The sequence below is a fragment of the Sphingobium lactosutens genome (genome assembly GCF_013393185.1).
In the GTDB taxonomy this organism is placed as follows: Bacteria; Pseudomonadota; Alphaproteobacteria; order Sphingomonadales; family Sphingomonadaceae; genus Sphingobium; species Sphingobium lactosutens_A.
Window position 1 is genome coordinate 22718 of record NZ_QJQX01000013.1, and the last position, 16047, is coordinate 38764.

Consider the following 16047-nt stretch of genomic DNA (forward strand, 5'->3'; position numbering starts at 1 on the left):
CTTACTCCCCCGCCAGCTTCTCGACCACCTCTCCCGCGTCGCTTTTCCATGCGAATACGTCGGCGCCGTCCTTCTTCAGGTCGGTTTCCAGCTGTTTCGCGCGGGTGAAGCTGGCGAAGGGGCCGACGAGCAGGCGGTTGGTGCGGCCCCAGCTGGCGCTCCAGCCATCCTGATGGGACAGGAGCGCATATTTCTTGCGCAACCCCTTCATGGTGAAGCCGAGTGCGCCCTTGCTCTGGCCGACGCCGACCTGGAGCCAGTTGCGCGCGGGGTTGGCGGCTAGGCGCTTCTTTTCTTCCGCTTCGGCCTTCGCCTTGGCATCGGCTTCCGCCTTGGCCTTGGCAGCGGCATCCTTCTTGGCCTTGTCGGCCTTCGCCTTTTCGGCGGCAACCTTGGCTGCGGCCTGCCGTTCGGCGCGACGCTGGGCCTGAAGCGCGGCGACCTCGTTCAGGTCGACGGCAGCGACGGTCGGCTGGCGTTCGGCTTCGGGAACGTCGATCGCGCGGATGATGTCGGCCAGCGTGCGGGTCGCCTCGGGATTAGGCGACGGCGCGATAGGGGTAACGGGCTGGACCGACTGTGGCGCGGAGTCCGGGGCGGCAGGCTGAGTTGCTGGCGGAGCCGGCGTCGGTGCAGCCGTTTGCGGGGCCGGCGGCACGGCCGGCGTTCCCGCCTGGGCCAGCGCGATCGCGTTGAGCTGCGACCCGGCGTTGGAAGGCGGCGGGGTCCGATGCGGCGGGCTGTCGATCGATTCGAAACCGGGCGCCGGCGGCCCCTGCACCGATGGGGAGGGCGCGGCAGGCTGGTTGGCGGGTGTCGACAGCGCGGTTTGCGGCGTCGCAGCAGCCGGCGTGGAGGGGATCGGTCGCGATGCTGGCGGCTGCATGGGCTGGGTCGCCTGCGCGACCTGCGGCGGGCGCGTAGTGGGGAGCGGCGGGCGCTGGGCGGATGGCGTCGTGCGGGCGGGCGGCAGGCCCTGCGCGCGGGCGATGCGCGCGGCCTCGCGCTGCTGGCGGCGCTGCTCGGCGCGGCTCAGTGGCCTGGCCTGGGCCGGCGGAGCGGTCGTCGGCGGCGCCGCGGCGACGACGGTGGGAGTCTTCGGCGTGACCATGATACCGGGCGCGGGTGGCGTCGGGATGATCGCGGCGATGGTCGTGCCGGTCGTCTGCGGGAATTGTCCGAAATGCACCGCTGCTGCCTTTTGCGGGGCCGTCAGATAGGGCATTTTCTGCATATAGGGCACGATCGCCGTGGCCAGTTGTGCCGGCATGGTCTGGTCGGCGAGCTTCTTTGCATCCGCCTGCCGGTTGTTCATCGCGTAGATGAAGGCGCGATAGCGCCATGCGGCGCGGTCGCTCTTGTAGAGTAGCGGCTCCAATATCTTGTCGGCCGCCTGAACCTGGCCCGATATGCCGAGCGACGCGGCATAGCGACGGATCAGTTCCGCATCCTCGGGCGTCCGGGCGAGCGCGGTATGATAGTCGCGCTGCGCTCCGGCCTGATCGCCAGTCATGTCGCGTGCAAGGCCACGATCGGCTAGGATCGTCGTGTCGGGATAGCCGAGGCGGGAAGCCTGGTCGAAAAGACGGACCGCTTCGGTCGGGTTCTGCAATTTGAGCATCACCCGCGCGAGACCAGCCTTGATCCGGCCATTGCCGCTTTCGATCGCGTCGGCGCGGGCGAAGAAACCAGCCGCACCATGGGGATCGTCCAGCGCCAGCGCCGCCTCCCCCGCCCCGATCAGCGCGGAGACATCCTTGGGATTGGTCGCGAGCCGGGACAAATTGCTGTTGAGATCGGCGGCGCCCAGCGGCCGGCTCATCTGGGCCTGATCGGTCTGGGCTTGGGTTGGACCAGCGAGAAGCAGGCCTCCGACGGAGACGGTGGAGGCGAGGATCCAGGAAAGAGATTTTATCACATGACCGCCTTAACCGATCCGGCGTGAATGGCAAATTGACGCAATAAAAAAGCGCGCCGGACCGCTCCGGGCGGTCGGTGGCGCGCTTTTATGAGCCGGGGCGCGGCCTGACCGCGCCGCGGCTGCTTACTGGTTGCTCTGACGGTTGAGGAAGCGCGGAATATCGACGCCCGGCGTGCCCTCGTCCGAAGCCTGCCCCTTGTCGCTGCCACGGGTCAGGCCCGCCATGCGTTCGAACAGCGTGCCGCCGGTGGCGACGCGCGGCGCGGGCTGGGCCGGAGCGGCCGGCGCGGGAGCCGTTGCCTCGGCGCTGTCGGCGCCCAGCACCAGCTCGTCCTGATCCGGACCTTCGTCCGAGAAGACGGCGGCCGGCTTGGCCGGAGCAAAGCTGGCGGGCGCAGGTTTCTCGACCGGTGCGGGCGCAGGCGCGGCGGGCACGTCCAGTTCCAGCGTTTCCGGTTCGGGCGCTGGGGCCGGAGCCGGTGCAGGCGTCGGCTGCGGCGGTACCGGCGCGGCGGCCACCGGGCGCGGCGCGGCGGACGTCTGCGGCACGGCAACGGCCGGGCGGCTGGCGAAGCTGAAAGGCTGCGTCAGCGGAGCGGCATGATTGCCGATTTCGCTGTCGATGCCGGTGGCGACCACCGACACGCGGATCTTGCCGTTGAGGCCGTCGTTGAAGGCCGAACCCCAGATGATGTTCGCGTCCGGATCGACCAGTTCGCGAATATGGTTGGCGGCTTCGTCGACTTCCATCAGGCGCATGTCGTCGCCACCGACGATCGAGACGATAACGCCCTTCGCGCCGCGCATCGACACGCCATCGAGCAGCGGGTTGGCGATCGCCTTTTCGGCGGCCTGAAGCGCACGGCCGTCGCCTTCGGCTTCGCCGGTGCCCATCATCGCCTTGCCCATTTCGCCCATAACCGAGCGAACGTCGGCAAAGTCGAGGTTGATGAGGCCCGGCATGATCATGAGGTCGGTGATCGACCGCACGCCCTGCTGCAGCACCTCGTCCGCCATCTGGAACGCTTCCTTGAAGGTCGTGTTCGGGTTAGCGATCAGGAACAGATTCTGGTTCGGGATGACGATCAGCGTATCGACATGCTTCTGAAGCTCCTCGATGCCGCTTTCGGCCGACTTCATGCGGCGATTGCCCTCGAAGGTGAAGGGCTTGGTCACGACGCCGACGGTCAGGATGCCGCGATCACGCGCGGCCTTGGCAATGACGGGGGCCGCGCCGGTGCCGGTGCCGCCGCCCATGCCGGCGGTGATGAAGCACATATGCGCGCCGTCGAGCGCCTGTTCGACCGATGCGATGGTTTCTTCAGCAGCCGCCTTGCCGATTTCGGGGCGCGATCCGGCGCCCAGGCCTTCGGTAATCTGCGGGCCAAGCTGGATACGGCGTTCGGCCGGCGAGCTATTCAGCGCCTGCGCGTCCGTATTGGCCACGATGAAGTCCACGCCCTCGACCGAGGCGGCGATCATGTTCGCGATGGCATTGCCGCCCGCGCCGCCGACGCCGATTACCGCAATGCGCGGCTTCAGTTCGTCCACATGAGGCGGGCTGATCTCAATGCTCATAAATATTGCTCCCTCAGCTTCCTCGTCAGGAAGCGACACCGTCATCATTTGTTAACACCAGAAAATAGAGGATTTCACCAGCTATTTTCGTCTTCGCAGTAATTCATCTCAATAGTTGGTCCGCATGGCGCGCATCATGCGCTGCCACCATAGGGGCGCGCCGAGACGATGCACGGTCTGCGGCGCAGGCGCCATCGTGCGGAGATCAACCGGGTTGGAAGCGCCATAAAGCGCCAGTCCCGCCAATGTCGCGAAAGCCGGCCCACTATGCGCTTCGGGCATGGCGGACAAGCCCCTTGGCCGCCCGATCCGCACGGCTCGCCCCAAAGCGCCCTGCGCATAGTCGGCAATGCCCTTCATTTCCGCGCCGCCGCCAGTCAGCACGACCTGACGACCGGTGGAATTGAAGCCCATGCCGGCCAGCGCGGCGTTCACTTCGGTCATGATCTGGTTCAGCCGTTCGCAGATGACCCCGACCAATGCGGCGCGGGTGATCTTGCCCCCTTCCGCATTGGGACCGGCGGCCTGACCCGGCACCGCCACTTCGCCATGGGGTGGCGCAATTTCGATCATCTCGCGGAAATCGCGGGGATTCTGCATCGCAGAACCGTAGAAGCACTTGATCCGTTCCGCCTGACTGCGGCGGATGCCGAAGGCGGAAGCGATATCGTCGGTAATGTCCGATGCGCCGAACGGGATGGAATGGAGGCCGACCAGCATGCCGCCTGCATAGAGCGAGACGTTAGTGACACCCGCGCCTATTTCCACCAGCGCAACGCCAAGGTCGCGTTCCTCCTCCGACAGACAGGCAAGGCCGGTCGCGATCGGCGCGGCGACGATCGAATTGACGTTGAGATAGGCGCCGCGCACGCACAGGTCGAGATTGGCGAGCGGCGCGCCATCCGCCAGCACGACGTGGATGTCGACGCCGAGCAGGTCGGCATGCATGCCGAGCGGCTTCTTCACCGGCACCTTGCCGTTGATGGTGAAGCAGGTCGGCTGGGCATGAAGGACGATGCGGCCGTCCGGGTCGATACCCTGCTGGCCGGTGGTCAGCAGATCGTCGATATCGGGCTGCTCGACGCGATAGCCGCCCATGTCGCGCTCGACCGTGACGACGTCGCTGACGAGACTGCCGCCCGAGAAGCTGACCCAGACATCCTCGATATTGGTGCCGGCGACGCGCTCGGCCTGCTCCACCGTCTCGCGTACGGCGAGTTCGGTCCGCTCCATGTCGGCGATGAAGCCGCGGCGCACGCCCCGGCTCTCGCGCTGGCCGGTTCCCAGGATCGCGAGTTCGCCGGTGTCGGTGCGACCTGCGATCAGCGCCGACACTTTCCAGGAGCCAATGTCGATCGCGGTAATGAGCTTTTCGACCTTGGGCTGTGCCATGGACCTTAGCCTTCCTCGCCGTCGGCCGGCATATTGGCGGCCGGCGCCTTAGCCGTTTCCGCCGCCGCGGCATCGGTGGGCTTTTCCTCGACCCGGCCCTGCGGCAGGCGCAGGACGAAACGGTCGGGATCGCGCATATCGAACTTGACGATCCCCCGGCCCAGCAGGCGGTTGACCCCATCCATCCGCGCGAAATTCACGAGGGCGGAGGCCGAATCCTTGTCGCCCTCCGGCAGGGAGAGCGTCTCGCCCGACTGAAAGCGCAAGTCCCAGCGACGGTTCCCGACCCAGGTCGCGCCGGCCAGCATAGGCTTAAGCGCGGGCGCATTCTCCATCAGCTTGTTGAGGCCGGCGGTCTGGAGATTGGCGTTGGGACCGACAACGAGCGGCAGGTCGGGCATGGCCCCGGCCGACACCGACTGGAGCACCACGCCCTGCACGTCGATCAGGTGCAGCTGCCCTTCATGCTGCCACACCGCCACCGGGTCACGCTCGACAATGTCGACGACCAGCGTGTCGGGCAGGCGGCGGGAAATACGCGCATCCTTGACCCAGCCGAGCTTCAGCATCTCGTCCCGCACCCTGGGCAGGTCGAGCGAGAGCATGGAACGGTCCACCTGGCCCAGCGCGATATTGTAGACGGGCAGTTCGTCCATCCGCTCGACGCCGCGCACCTCGACCTTCTCGACCTCGAAACCGGCGCGGGCAGCGATATCCGCCGCCTGCTGCCGCGCCATCCCGGGCAGGCCCATGAAGATGGCGATGGCGATGACGAGGCCGCCGACGATCGCAACGATCGTCCAGCTGGCCATGCGCTGGAGCGTGGCTTCGCTGACGGGGAGATATTCGATGAGCTGATCGACCCAGCTACGGCGCTTGAGCGCGCGGCCACGGCCGCCTTTCGTCGCCCTGCCCTTCGCGCTGCTCAGCCGCGCGGTGCCGCCGCGCCTGATCCGTGCCTCAGCCATCCTTGTGCCCCCCGGCGCGGTTCAGCGCCTCCTCGACAATAGTCTCCACCAGCGTCGCATAGTCAATGCCGAGTTTCGCCGCCTGTTCGGGGACCAGGCTGAGCGGCGTCATACCCGGCTGGGTATTGACCTCCAGCAGAAACAGCCCTTCCACGCCCAGATTGTCGTCCCAGCGGAAATCGGCGCGCGACGCGCCATTGCATCCCAGCAACTGATGGGCGCGCAGCGCGATCGCCTTGCACGCTTCGCTGATTTCGGCCGGAATGTCGGCGGGGCAGACATGTTCGGTCATGCCGTCGGTATATTTGGCGTCGAAATCGTAGAAACCGCTCTTGGGCCGCAGTTCGGTGACGAGCAAAGCCTCGTCGCCCAGCACAGCGGTCGTCAGTTCGCGGCCGCGAATATAGGGTTCGGCGAGCAGTTCGGGGAAATCCTGCCAGGGACCGACGCTGTCGCGGGCGATGGGATTGCCATAATTGCCCTCTGCCGTGACGATGGCGACGCCGACAGAGCTGCCCTCATTGACGGGTTTCAGCACATAGGGGCGCGGCAACGGGTCGGCGGTGAAGAGGCTTTCGCTCGCCACGATATGGCCGCCGGGCATGGGGATGCCGTGCGGCACCAGCGCCTGCTTGGTCAGTTGCTTGTCGATCGCGATGACCGAGGTGGCGAGGCCGCTATGGGTGTAGGTGAGACCCATCAGGTCCATCATGCCCTGCACCGTGCCGTCTTCGCCGGGGACGCCGTGGAGCGCGTTGAAGATAACGTCCGCCTTCGTTTCGGCAAGGCGCGCGGCGACATCGCGATCCATGTCGATCCGCGTGACCCGATGCCCGCGCGATTCCAGCGCCTTGGCGACGCCTTCCCCGCTCGACAGCGACACCGGCCGCTCCGCCGACCAGCCGCCCATCAGGACGGCGACATGAAGCGGTTTAAGAGTCAATGGAGTATCCCCGAATAGAGTAAAGGCTGATCTTCGAGGAGTTCGGCAGGCGCCCCCTCATCCCAGGGCCACAGCCCCTCGTAGGTCCAAACCAATTGATAGGCTGCGTTGAGCGACTTCCCGGTTCGCCAGTTGTGATACCAGAGCGCCGAATTTAGATATTCCGGGAGCAGATACCGCTTGTCGACCGATCGAGCCATGCAGGTCACATCGAACTCTTCAAACAAGCCGTCAATGCGCTGTCCATCGGTCAGCATCAGTCCGCCTTCACACTGCCGGTAGACCTCATTGACGGCGAAAACGCCCATTTGCGAAGGAAGACCAAGAATGATGACTTCTTGTTGATCGATGCTTTCCCAAAATCCCACTGAATAAGCGAAGGACTTAGCGTCGTCCTCCGGATCAAAAACCGACACCACATGGCATCCATGATCGCGAACATCTGCAACAATGCGCATTTCATAATCGGTCAGAGAGCGGTCCGTCACTTCGGCACCCCCACGCGCTGGATTTCCCATTCCAGTTCGACGCCGCTCTTGGCCTTCACGCGGCGGCGGACTTCCTCGCCCAGCGCTTCGATGTTGGCGCTGGTGGCGTCGCCGGTGTTGAGCAGGAAGTTGGTGTGCTTCTCGCTCACCTGCGCGCCGCCCAGTTGCAGCCCGCGACAGCCTGCTTCGTCCACCAGCGCCCATGCCTTGTGGCCGTCCGGGTTCTTGAAGGTGGAGCCGCCGGTCTTGCTGCGCAGCGGCTGGCTTTCCTCGCGCGCGGCGGCGATGCGGTCCATTTCGGCCTGGATGGCGGCGGGTTCGCCGGGATGGCCGCGGAAGGTCGCCGACACCACGACCGCGCCTTCGGGCAGGGTCGAGTGGCGGTAAGTGTAACCGAGATCAGAATTGGACAGCGTCACCCGCTCGCCCGAACGCAACACGACGTCGCATTCGATCAGGATATCGCACGTCTCGCGGCCATAGGCGCCGCCGTTCATCCGTACGAAGCCCCCGACCGTGCCGGGGATGGAGCGGAGGAATTCCAGGCCTGATATGCCCGCGTCGCGCGCGGTCGAGGACACGAGGATGCCCGACGCGCCGCCGCCGCAGACGAGCGTAGTGGCGTCGAGGCTTTCCACCCTCGCGAAGGGCTTGCCCAGCCGCACGACCACGCCCGGCACGCCGCCGTCGCGAACGATGAGGTTTGAGCCGAGGCCGAGCGCCATGACCGGCACCGACGGATCGAGATCACGAAGGAAAGCGGACAGATCGTCCGCATCCTTCGGCTCGAACAGCCATTGCGCCGCGCCGCCCGCCTTGAACCAGACGAGCGGGGCCAGCGGCGCGTCGGCCTTGAGCGTGCCGCGAACGGCCGGAAGGGTCGTCGCACCGGTCAAGAGCGGATGCCCCAGAGGTTCATCCAGCTCTTCACCGCCTTCAGGCCCGCTTCATTGGCCTGCGCTGCCGCCATGCCGGTTTCGACCTGGCGCTGCGCCGCCTCCACCATGTCACGCGCGACCTCCACGCCCTGCATCTGGGCGTCGATCATGCGCTTCTGCATTTCCAGGCCGACGGCAAACAGCTCGAACATCAGGCGGTTTCCTTCAACCTGTCGGTAACGGCAGCGGCAAGGCCCGCCGCCCATTTGGTGATGTCGCCCGCGCCGAGGCAGATGACCATGTCGTCGGGCTGGATGTCGGCGGCGATCACGGCGGCCAGATCCTCCGCGTCGGTGACGGTCGAGGCATGGCGATGGCCGCGCCGCTTGAGGCCGGCGACCAGCGCCGCGCTGTCCACACCCTCGATCGGCTGTTCGCCCGCCGTATAGACCGGGGCGGCATAGACCATGTCGGCGTCGTTGAAGGCCTGTTGGAATTCGTCCATCAGGTCGCGCAGGCGGGTGAAGCGGTGCGGCTGGACCACGGCGATGACGCGGCCTTTCGCGCCTTCGCGCGCAGCGGCGAGCACCGCCTTGATCTCGACCGGATGGTGGCCATAATCGTCGATGACAGTGGCAATGCCGCCCGCGACCGCGATCTCGCCAACCTTGGTGAAGCGGCGCTTCACGCCGCCGAACTTGGCAAAGCCGGTCTGGATGGTCGCGTCCTCGATGCCCATCTGGAGCGCGACGCCGATGGCGGCCATGGCGTTCAGCACATTGTGGCGGCCGGGCATCGGCATCTCGATCCCCTCGATCCGGCGGATCGAACCGTCGCGCTCGCGGATCTGCACGTCGAAACGGTTGCCGCCCGGAATCGGCTGGACATTTTCGCCGCGAATATCGGCCTGCGCCGAGAAGCCATAGGTTACGATGCGGCGGTCCTGCACGCGCGGCAGGATGGCCTGAACTTCGGGATGATCGAGGCAGAGCATCGCCGCGCCGTAGAAGGGCACATTGCCGACGAATTCGACAAACGCGTCCTTCACCCGGTCGAAGCTGCCATAATGGTCCAGATGCTCCGGATCGATATTGGTGACGACCGCGATCGTGCCGTCGAGGCGCAGGAAGCTGCCGTCGCTCTCATCGGCTTCCACGACCATCCAGTCGCTGTTGCCGAGGCGCGCGTTGGAACCGTAGCTGTTGATGATGCCACCGTTGATGACGGTCGGATCGACCCCGCCCGCGTCGAGCAGCGCCGCAACCATGGAGGTGGTTGTGGTCTTGCCATGGGTGCCCGCGACCGCGACGGTCGATTTGAGGCGCATCAGTTCAGCCAGCATTTCGGCGCGGCGGATCACGGGGATGCGGGTTTCCAGCGCCAGTTCGACCTCCGGGTTGCCGCGCTTGATCGCGGTGGAGGTCACGACCACAGCGGCATCGCCCAGATTTTCGGCCTTGTGGCCGATCATCACCTTGATGCCCTTCTTGCGCAGCCCTTCCACGACATAGCCTTCGGCCACGTCGGACCCTTGCACGCTGTACCCCAGATTATGCATCACTTCGGCGATACCGGACATGCCGATGCCGCCGATGCCGATGAAATGGATCGTGCCGATGTCGGTGCCGACACCCTTCATGCGGGAACTCCCTGGAGATTGAGGCTGGTCGGCGTCGGGCCGACCTTGATCGGGTCATTCATGATCGGCGCCTTACCGATGCTTTCGAGCAGGTCGGCCATGTCGCGCGCGGCGTCGGGGCGGCCGCAGTTGCGCGCACGCTTGGCGGCATTCTGGAGCGCGCCGGGTTCGAGCGCCATCTTCTGCATCTGCTTGGCGAGTTCGACGGCGGTGAAGCGCGCCTGCGGAATGGTGCGCGCGCCGCCGGCCTCGGTCATTTCCCTGGCATTGGCGGTCTGGTGGTCGTCCATCGCGCTGGGCAGCGGGATCAGGATCGCGGGGCGGCCCGCGCAGGTGAGTTCCGCCAGCGTCGAAGCGCCCGCGCGCGCGATCACCAGATGCGACCAGCCCAGCTTTTCGGGCACGTCGTTGAAGTAAGTGGCGAGGTCGGCGGGGATTTCCATCTCCGCGTAAAGTTTGCGCACGCGCTCGATATCTTCGGCGCGGCACTGCTGCGTCACCTGAAGGCGGCGGCGCAGCGCGATCGGCAGCATAGACAGCCCTTCGGGAACGACGCTGGATAGCACCGTCGCGCCCTGGCTGCCGCCGATCACCAACACGCGGAAGACGCTTTCATCGGTCAGCGCGGGGAAATCCTCCTCACGCAATTGCTTGACTTCTTCACGCACCGGATTGCCGACCAGATGCACCTTGGACGCATAGGCGCTCTTGAGGCGCTGGACATCGGGATAGGCCGTGGCGATGGCGTCGACGCGGCCGGAAAGGATGCGGTTGACGCGCCCCAGCACGGCATTCTGCTCATGGATCGCAGTCGGGATGCCGTCCGCCAGCGCGCCCAGCAGCGCGGGCATGGCGGGATAGCCGCCGAAGCCGACCACGGCGGTCGGACGGAACGTCTCATTGAGGCGGCGGGCCATGGCGCGGCCGGCGAGGATCGCCTTCGCAGCACCCGGCCAGCTTGCTGGATTCTTGGTCATGCGGCCAGCGGGCATGACATGGACTTGCGCCCGATTTTCCGGCGCCTTGTCGAAGATGCCGGGAATCTTCGCACCCCGCTCATCGGTGACGAGCGCGACATGATGACCGCGCGCCATCAGTTCCTCGGCAACCGCATGGGCTGGAATCATATGACCCCCCGTCCCGCCGGCGGCGAGGACGAAGTGACGGGAAATGCTCATCGACCACTCCATTTGACGACCGTGTGCCGACCCATGAAGGGGTTGCGCCGCGTGAATGCGAGCAGCAGGCCGACGCCGATACAAAGCGCCAGCATAGAGGAGCCACCGTAGCTGATAAAGGGCAGCGTCATGCCCTTCGACGGAAAAATCTGCGCATTGACGCCCATGTTGATGATCGCCTGCAACCCGAACTGGGTGGTGAGGCCGGCGGCGGCGAGGATCGTGAAATTATCCTCCTCGTCCAGCAGGCGCAGCAGCACGCGCACCACGATGGCGAGGTAGACGCAGGCGATGGCGATGCAGGCGAGCAGGCCGAACTCCTCCCCGATCACCGAGAAGATATAGTCGGTATGCGCTTCGGGCAGGCGGAACTTGTTCTGCCCCCCGCCCGGCCCGACGCCGGTGAAACCGCCATGAGTGATGGTGCGGAAGGCGAGGTCGGTCTGATCCGGCCCGGTATCCATCTGCACGCCGATGCCGAGAAAGTCGTTGATGCGCTGCCGGCCATTTTCGTAAAACATGTATACGCCGACCAGCCCAGCGAGGCCGGCACCGCCCAGCATCGCGATCCAGCGCATCTCCAGCCCCGACAGCAGCAGCAGGCAACCCCAGCAGGCGAGGAAGATCACGGTCTGGCCGAAATCCGGCTGGCGCATCAGGATCGCCGCGATCAGCAGCGTCATCGCCCCGGTCAACTGCATGACGGGCAGATTCTGGTCCTTGGTGCGCAGCGACAGCAGCCAGGCCAGCGTCACCACATAGGCGGGCTTCAGGAACTCGGACGGCTGGAAACGGAAGCCCGGCAGGTCGATCCACCGCTTGGCGCCATTCACCGTCGATCCGAGCAAGGGCACGAACAGCAGCATCAGGAAGAAGAAGGCGCACATGAAGATCGCCAGCCGCCGCGCCTGCGGCCGGGGCAGCATGGAGATGACAAGCATGATCGGCAGGCCGATGAAGACCCACATCAGCTGGCGATAGAAATAGATGAGCGGGTTGACCGCGACCTGCGCGGTCGACCGGTCGATCGCGGCGACGGGCGACGCGGCGGCGACGGCGACCAGCCCGATCGCCATCAACGCGACGATCAGCGACAGCAGGACGCGGTCGATTTCCCAGAACCAGATGGCGAGCGCCGTCCGTTCACGCGGAACCGTGCGGGTGCGGAAACCCTTCACCAGTTCGCCAGCCCTGGACATGCCTGACCCCTTCTTGCTCATCGCCGCCCCAAGGCCTTTCTATTCTAACGCGTTCACGGCCGCAGCGAAGGCATCGCCGCGCGCCTCGAAGTCGCGAAACTGGTCGAAACTGGCGCAGGCCGGCGACAGCAGCACGACATCGCCCGGCTGGGCGATGCGCGCCGCGCGCCGGACGGCGGCCGATAGCATTTCGCTGTCATCCACCGCCATATGCGGGCGCAGCAGATCGGCGAACATATGGCCCGCTTCGCCGATAGTGTAGGCGTGCGCGATATTGCCATAATGAGGGACGCATTCGTCCAGATTGTCGGACTTGGCGACGCCGCCCAAAATCCAGTGGATGCGGGGCTTGCCGTCGATGGCGGGCCATGCCGCGATCGCGGGCGCGGTCGAGGCGGCGTTGGTCGCCTTACTGTCGTTGACGTAGAGAACGCCATTATGTTCGCGCACGCGCTGCATGCGATGCGGCAGCGAGGCATAGCTGGCGAGGGCGGTTTTGGTCGTGACTGGATCAATGCCGAGCACATCAGCCGTTACCATTGCAACCGCTGCATTTTGCGCATTATGCGGCCCTTGAAGCGCAGGCCATCCAAGCTGCTCGATCGCATCAACTTCGGCCGCAACGACCTCAATGATATCTGCTGGCGTACCTTTCGCAGCGCAAATTTGATCTGATATTGAACGGCTCGGTTCATCTTCCACTGCAATGACCGCCTTGTGCCCGGCCGATTGCATAGCGAACAGCCGCGCTTTCGACGCGACATATCCCTCAAACCCATCATAGCGGTCGAGATGGTCCGGCGTAATGTTGAGCAGCACAGCGACATCGCAGTCGAGGCTGTGGGTCAGGTCGATCTGGTAGCTGGACAGTTCCAGCACATAGACGCCCACGCCATGCAGGTTCGGCTCCAGCGGCGGCTGGCTGAGGATCGGCAGGCCGATATTGCCGCCCATGACCGTGGGATAGCCCGCCTGCTCGATGATATGATGGATCAGCGCCGTGGTGGTCGACTTGCCGTTGGTGCCGGTGATGCCGACCACCTTGTGCGGCGGCAGCGTCGGACGGGCGAGCGCGAACAGTTCGATGTCGCCGATGATCGGTACGCCGGCCAGCTTGGCGCGCATCGCGATCGGATGCTTGTTCAGCGGCACGCCCGGCGACACGACGATGCCGTCGAAACCGACAAGGTCGATTTCCATCGGGTCGCCGATCTCGGCCTTGCCCTCGACTTGGCCGCGCGCTTCCTCGCGATTGTCCCAGGCGACGACGCGGGCGCCGCTCGCCACCAGCGTGTCGACCGTGGCCAGACCCGAGCGCGCCAGCCCGAGAACCGCATAAGTATTGCCCTTGAACGCTTCCGAAACGATCATGCGCTTACCTCAGCTTCAGGGTAGCGAGACCGGCGAGCGCCAGCACGAAGGCGATGATCCAGAAACGGATCACCACGGTCGGCTCGGCCCAGCCCAGCTGCTCGAAATGGTGATGGATGGGGGCCATCTTGAACACGCGCTTGCCGGTGCGCTTGTAGAAGAAGACCTGGATGATGACGCTCATCGCCTCCACGACGAAGAGGCCGCCGATGATCCCCAGCACGATTTCGTGATGAGCGGTGACGGCGATGACGCCAATCGTGCCGCCCAGCGCCAGCGACCCGGTGTCGCCCATGAAAACGGCGGCAGGCGGCGCGTTGAACCAGAGGAAGGCCAAACCCGCGCCGATGATCGCGCCGCACAATATGGTGAGGTTGCCCGCGCCCGGCACATGCGGAATGCCCAGATATTGGGCAAAATCAGCGCGGCCGACGAGGTAGACGATCGCCATGAAGGCCATGCAGGCGATGATGACCGGCATGGTGGCTAGGCCGTCAAGACCGTCGGTCAGGTTCACCGCATTGCCGAACGCGACGATGACGAAGGCGGCGAAGCAGAAATAGAAAGGCCCAAGCTCGATCGCCGGACCATTGTAGAAGGGCACGTAGAGCGCGGTATTGCCATGCTGGTGGACGATCATCCACGCCGCGACGCCCGCGATCAGAAATTCGAAGGCCAGGCGCATCTTGGCCGACAGCCCCTTGTGGCTGGCCTTCGTCACCTTGTCATAATCGTCGAGGAAGCCGATCGCGCCAAAACCCAGCGTCACGAACAGACAGGCCCAGACATAGATGGAGCTGAGGTCCATCCACAGCAGCACCGAAATGACCATGGAGGTGAGGATCATCAGGCCGCCCATGGTGGGTGTGCCGCGCTTCGCCAGATGGCTTTGCGGGCCGTCGGTGCGGATCGGCTGCCCCTTGCCTTGACGGATGCGCAGCCAGCCGATGAATTTCGGACCGATCAGCAGGCCGATGATCAGCGCCGTCGCGATCGCCGCGCCGGCGCGGAAGGACAGGTAGCGGATGAGGTTGAAGACCCCTGCGAAATCGAGGGTTTCGGCCAGCCAGTACAACATTAGTTCTTGTCTCCGTCGCGGGCGGCCTGCGCCAGGGCAGCGACAAGGCGCGACAACCCGACGCCGTTGGAGCCCTTGACCAGGATCGCGTCGCCCGCACGCATTTCGGTTTGGATGAGGGGGATGGCCGTCGCCGTGTCGGGGACATGGGCGTAGGGGATCGTGCCATCCAGCGCGTCGGCCAGCGGCGCCATTTCCGCGCCGACGAGAATGGCAAAATCGACCTGCCCGGCCGCCATCGGGTCAGCCAGCCCGGAATGGAGTTCGGCGCTACGGTCGCCCAGCTCGCGCATCCCGCCAAGGATGGCGATGCGCCGGTCGGCATGTTCGCGGCCCAGCTGTTTGAGCGTCGCCGCCATCGACAGCGGGTTCGCATTGTAGCTTTCGTCGATCAGCAGCGCTTCACCGCCAACCACGGGCAGGATACGCCGCTCGCCACGTCCGGGCAGGCCCGGCATTTCGGCCAGCGCCAGGCCAGCCGCCGCCAGATCGCCGCCGACCGCCTCGACCGCGGCCAGCACCGCCAGCGCGTTGGACACCCAATGGTCGCCGGGCGCAGCGACGGTGAAGCAGAGTTCTGCTTCGGGCAGCTTGGCCGTGACGAGCGTGCCGCCGCCGGGCGCTGCGATCGTCTCCAGCGCGTGAATATCCGCCTCCGTACTCATGCCGAAGGTCAGGATGCGGTCGGCATGACGCTCCGCCTTGCTGTAGAGCGTGGCGACATGCGGGCTGTCATAGGGGATGATGGCGGTGCCGCCCGGTTCCAGCCCCTCGAAAATCTCCGCCTTGGCCTCGGCGATCTTCGCCTCCGTGCCGAAAAATTCGATATGAGCGGGCGCGATGGCGGTGACGATCGCGACATGGGGACGGACCTGCCGCGTCAGCGCGGACAGCTCCCCGGCATGGTTCATGCCCATTTCGAACACGCCATAGGCCAAGTCGCGCGGCATGCGCGACAGGCTCAGCGGCACGCCGACATGGTTGTTGTAGCTCTTGACCGAACGATGCACCTGACCCGGCGCGGCACGGTCCAGCGCATGGAAAAGCGCTTCCTTGGTACCGGTCTTGCCGACCGATCCGGTGACGCCGATCACCTTTCCGTTCATGCGCTTGCGCGACGCCTTGCCCAGCGCTTCGAGCGCGGCGGCGCTGTCGGGCACCAATATATGGGGATGGGCGACGGCTTCGCTGACGATTGCCCCCGCCGCACCTTGCCCGAAAGCCTTGTCGATAAATTTGTGGCCGTCGGTGGTCTCGCCCTTCATCGCGACGAACAGGTCGCCCTGCCCCACTTCGCGGCTGTCAAAGGCGACGCCCGAAACGGCGAACGGCGCCGACACGGCGCCGCCTGTGGCCTGGGCGATTTCCTCGGAGGTCCAGAGGTCGGTCATTTACCGTTCCCCCTGCATAAACA

14 protein-coding genes are annotated in these 16047 nt (G+C 65.5%); all 14 read right to left on the reverse strand.

The genetic code is table 11. The features are described from left to right. Position 1: 1 nt before the first annotated feature. Positions 2-1822 (reverse strand): tetratricopeptide repeat protein, encoded by a 1821-nt coding sequence (locus tag DM806_RS00550; protein WP_179041336.1) that lies wholly within the window; start codon positions 1820-1822, stop codon positions 2-4. 222 nt (positions 1823-2044) lie between these two features. Next, positions 2045-3499, reverse strand: a complete 1455-nt coding sequence (ftsZ, locus tag DM806_RS00555; protein ID WP_179041337.1) for a cell division protein FtsZ — start codon at positions 3497-3499, stop codon at positions 2045-2047. A 108-nt stretch (positions 3500-3607) separates the two neighbouring features. Continuing rightward, positions 3608-4891, reverse strand: coding sequence for a cell division protein FtsA (ftsA, locus tag DM806_RS00560; RefSeq protein ID WP_179041338.1), 1284 nt, complete (start codon positions 4889-4891; stop codon positions 3608-3610). A 5-nt stretch (positions 4892-4896) separates the two neighbouring features. Then, positions 4897-5859, reverse strand: coding sequence for a cell division protein FtsQ/DivIB (locus DM806_RS00565; protein WP_179041339.1), 963 nt, complete (start codon positions 5857-5859; stop codon positions 4897-4899). Then, positions 5852-6802 (reverse strand): D-alanine--D-alanine ligase, encoded by a 951-nt coding sequence (locus DM806_RS00570; protein WP_179041340.1) that lies wholly within the window; start codon positions 6800-6802, stop codon positions 5852-5854. The genes DM806_RS00565 and DM806_RS00570 overlap by 8 nt, the downstream gene beginning before the upstream one ends. After that, a complete protein-coding gene (locus DM806_RS00575) occupies positions 6799-7290 on the reverse strand; it encodes a DUF4262 domain-containing protein (protein WP_372859136.1) in 492 nt (163 codons plus the stop codon). The genes DM806_RS00570 and DM806_RS00575 overlap by 4 nt, the downstream gene beginning before the upstream one ends. Continuing rightward, positions 7287-8186 carry a UDP-N-acetylmuramate dehydrogenase gene (gene murB, locus DM806_RS00580; RefSeq protein ID WP_179041341.1) on the reverse strand — a complete coding sequence of 300 codons (900 nt, stop codon included), beginning with the start codon at positions 8184-8186 and terminating at the stop codon, positions 7287-7289. Before murB ends, DM806_RS00575 begins: the two co-directional genes overlap by 4 nt. Further along, entirely contained in the window at positions 8183-8380 is a 198-nt protein-coding gene (locus DM806_RS00585; RefSeq protein WP_179041342.1) for a hypothetical protein, read from the reverse strand. Before DM806_RS00585 ends, murB begins: the two co-directional genes overlap by 4 nt. Then, a complete protein-coding gene (gene murC / locus DM806_RS00590; protein WP_179041343.1) occupies positions 8380-9807 on the reverse strand; it encodes a UDP-N-acetylmuramate--L-alanine ligase in 1428 nt (475 codons plus the stop codon). The genes DM806_RS00585 and murC overlap by 1 nt, the downstream gene beginning before the upstream one ends. Next, positions 9804-10985 (reverse strand): undecaprenyldiphospho-muramoylpentapeptide beta-N-acetylglucosaminyltransferase, encoded by a 1182-nt coding sequence (gene murG / locus DM806_RS00595; protein WP_179041344.1) that lies wholly within the window; start codon positions 10983-10985, stop codon positions 9804-9806. The genes murC and murG overlap by 4 nt, the downstream gene beginning before the upstream one ends. Continuing rightward, the gene (locus DM806_RS00600) at positions 10982-12184 is read right to left on the reverse strand and encodes an FtsW/RodA/SpoVE family cell cycle protein (RefSeq protein ID WP_179041345.1); all 1203 of its coding nucleotides are present in this window, start codon (positions 12182-12184) and stop codon (positions 10982-10984) included. Before DM806_RS00600 ends, murG begins: the two co-directional genes overlap by 4 nt. Before the next feature lie 39 nt (positions 12185-12223). After that, on the reverse strand, positions 12224-13555 hold the full coding sequence (gene murD, locus DM806_RS00605; RefSeq protein ID WP_179041346.1) for a UDP-N-acetylmuramoyl-L-alanine--D-glutamate ligase: 1332 nt from the start codon (positions 13553-13555) through the stop codon (positions 12224-12226). A 4-nt stretch (positions 13556-13559) separates the two neighbouring features. Next, complete coding sequence (gene mraY, locus DM806_RS00610; protein WP_179041347.1) at positions 13560-14633, reverse strand: phospho-N-acetylmuramoyl-pentapeptide-transferase; 1074 nt, start codon at positions 14631-14633, stop codon at positions 13560-13562. Further along, complete coding sequence (locus DM806_RS00615; RefSeq protein ID WP_179041348.1) at positions 14633-16024, reverse strand: UDP-N-acetylmuramoyl-tripeptide--D-alanyl-D-alanine ligase; 1392 nt, start codon at positions 16022-16024, stop codon at positions 14633-14635. Before DM806_RS00615 ends, mraY begins: the two co-directional genes overlap by 1 nt. Positions 16025-16047 lie beyond the last annotated feature (23 nt).

Coding starts and splice junctions, on each gene's coding strand:
- DM806_RS00550 (WP_179041336.1), bottom strand. CDS start 1,822: ATGAGCCGGCCGCTGGGCGCCGCCGATCTCAACAGCAATTTGTCCCGG.
- ftsZ (WP_179041337.1), bottom strand. CDS start 3,499: ATGAGCATTGAGATCAGCCCGCCTCATGTGGACGAACTGAAGCCGCGC.
- ftsA (WP_179041338.1), bottom strand. CDS start 4,891: ATGGCACAGCCCAAGGTCGAAAAGCTCATTACCGCGATCGACATTGGC.
- DM806_RS00565 (WP_179041339.1), bottom strand. CDS start 5,859: ATGGCTGAGGCACGGATCAGGCGCGGCGGCACCGCGCGGCTGAGCAGC.
- DM806_RS00585 (WP_179041342.1), bottom strand. CDS start 8,380: ATGTTCGAGCTGTTTGCCGTCGGCCTGGAAATGCAGAAGCGCATGATC.
- murC (WP_179041343.1), bottom strand. CDS start 9,807: ATGAAGGGTGTCGGCACCGACATCGGCACGATCCATTTCATCGGCATC.
- murG (WP_179041344.1), bottom strand. CDS start 10,985: ATGAGCATTTCCCGTCACTTCGTCCTCGCCGCCGGCGGGACGGGGGGT.
- DM806_RS00600 (WP_179041345.1), bottom strand. CDS start 12,184: ATGTCCAGGGCTGGCGAACTGGTGAAGGGTTTCCGCACCCGCACGGTT.
- murD (WP_179041346.1), bottom strand. CDS start 13,555: ATGATCGTTTCGGAAGCGTTCAAGGGCAATACTTATGCGGTTCTCGGG.
- mraY (WP_179041347.1), bottom strand. CDS start 14,633: ATGTTGTACTGGCTGGCCGAAACCCTCGATTTCGCAGGGGTCTTCAAC.
- DM806_RS00615 (WP_179041348.1), bottom strand. CDS start 16,024: ATGACCGACCTCTGGACCTCCGAGGAAATCGCCCAGGCCACAGGCGGC.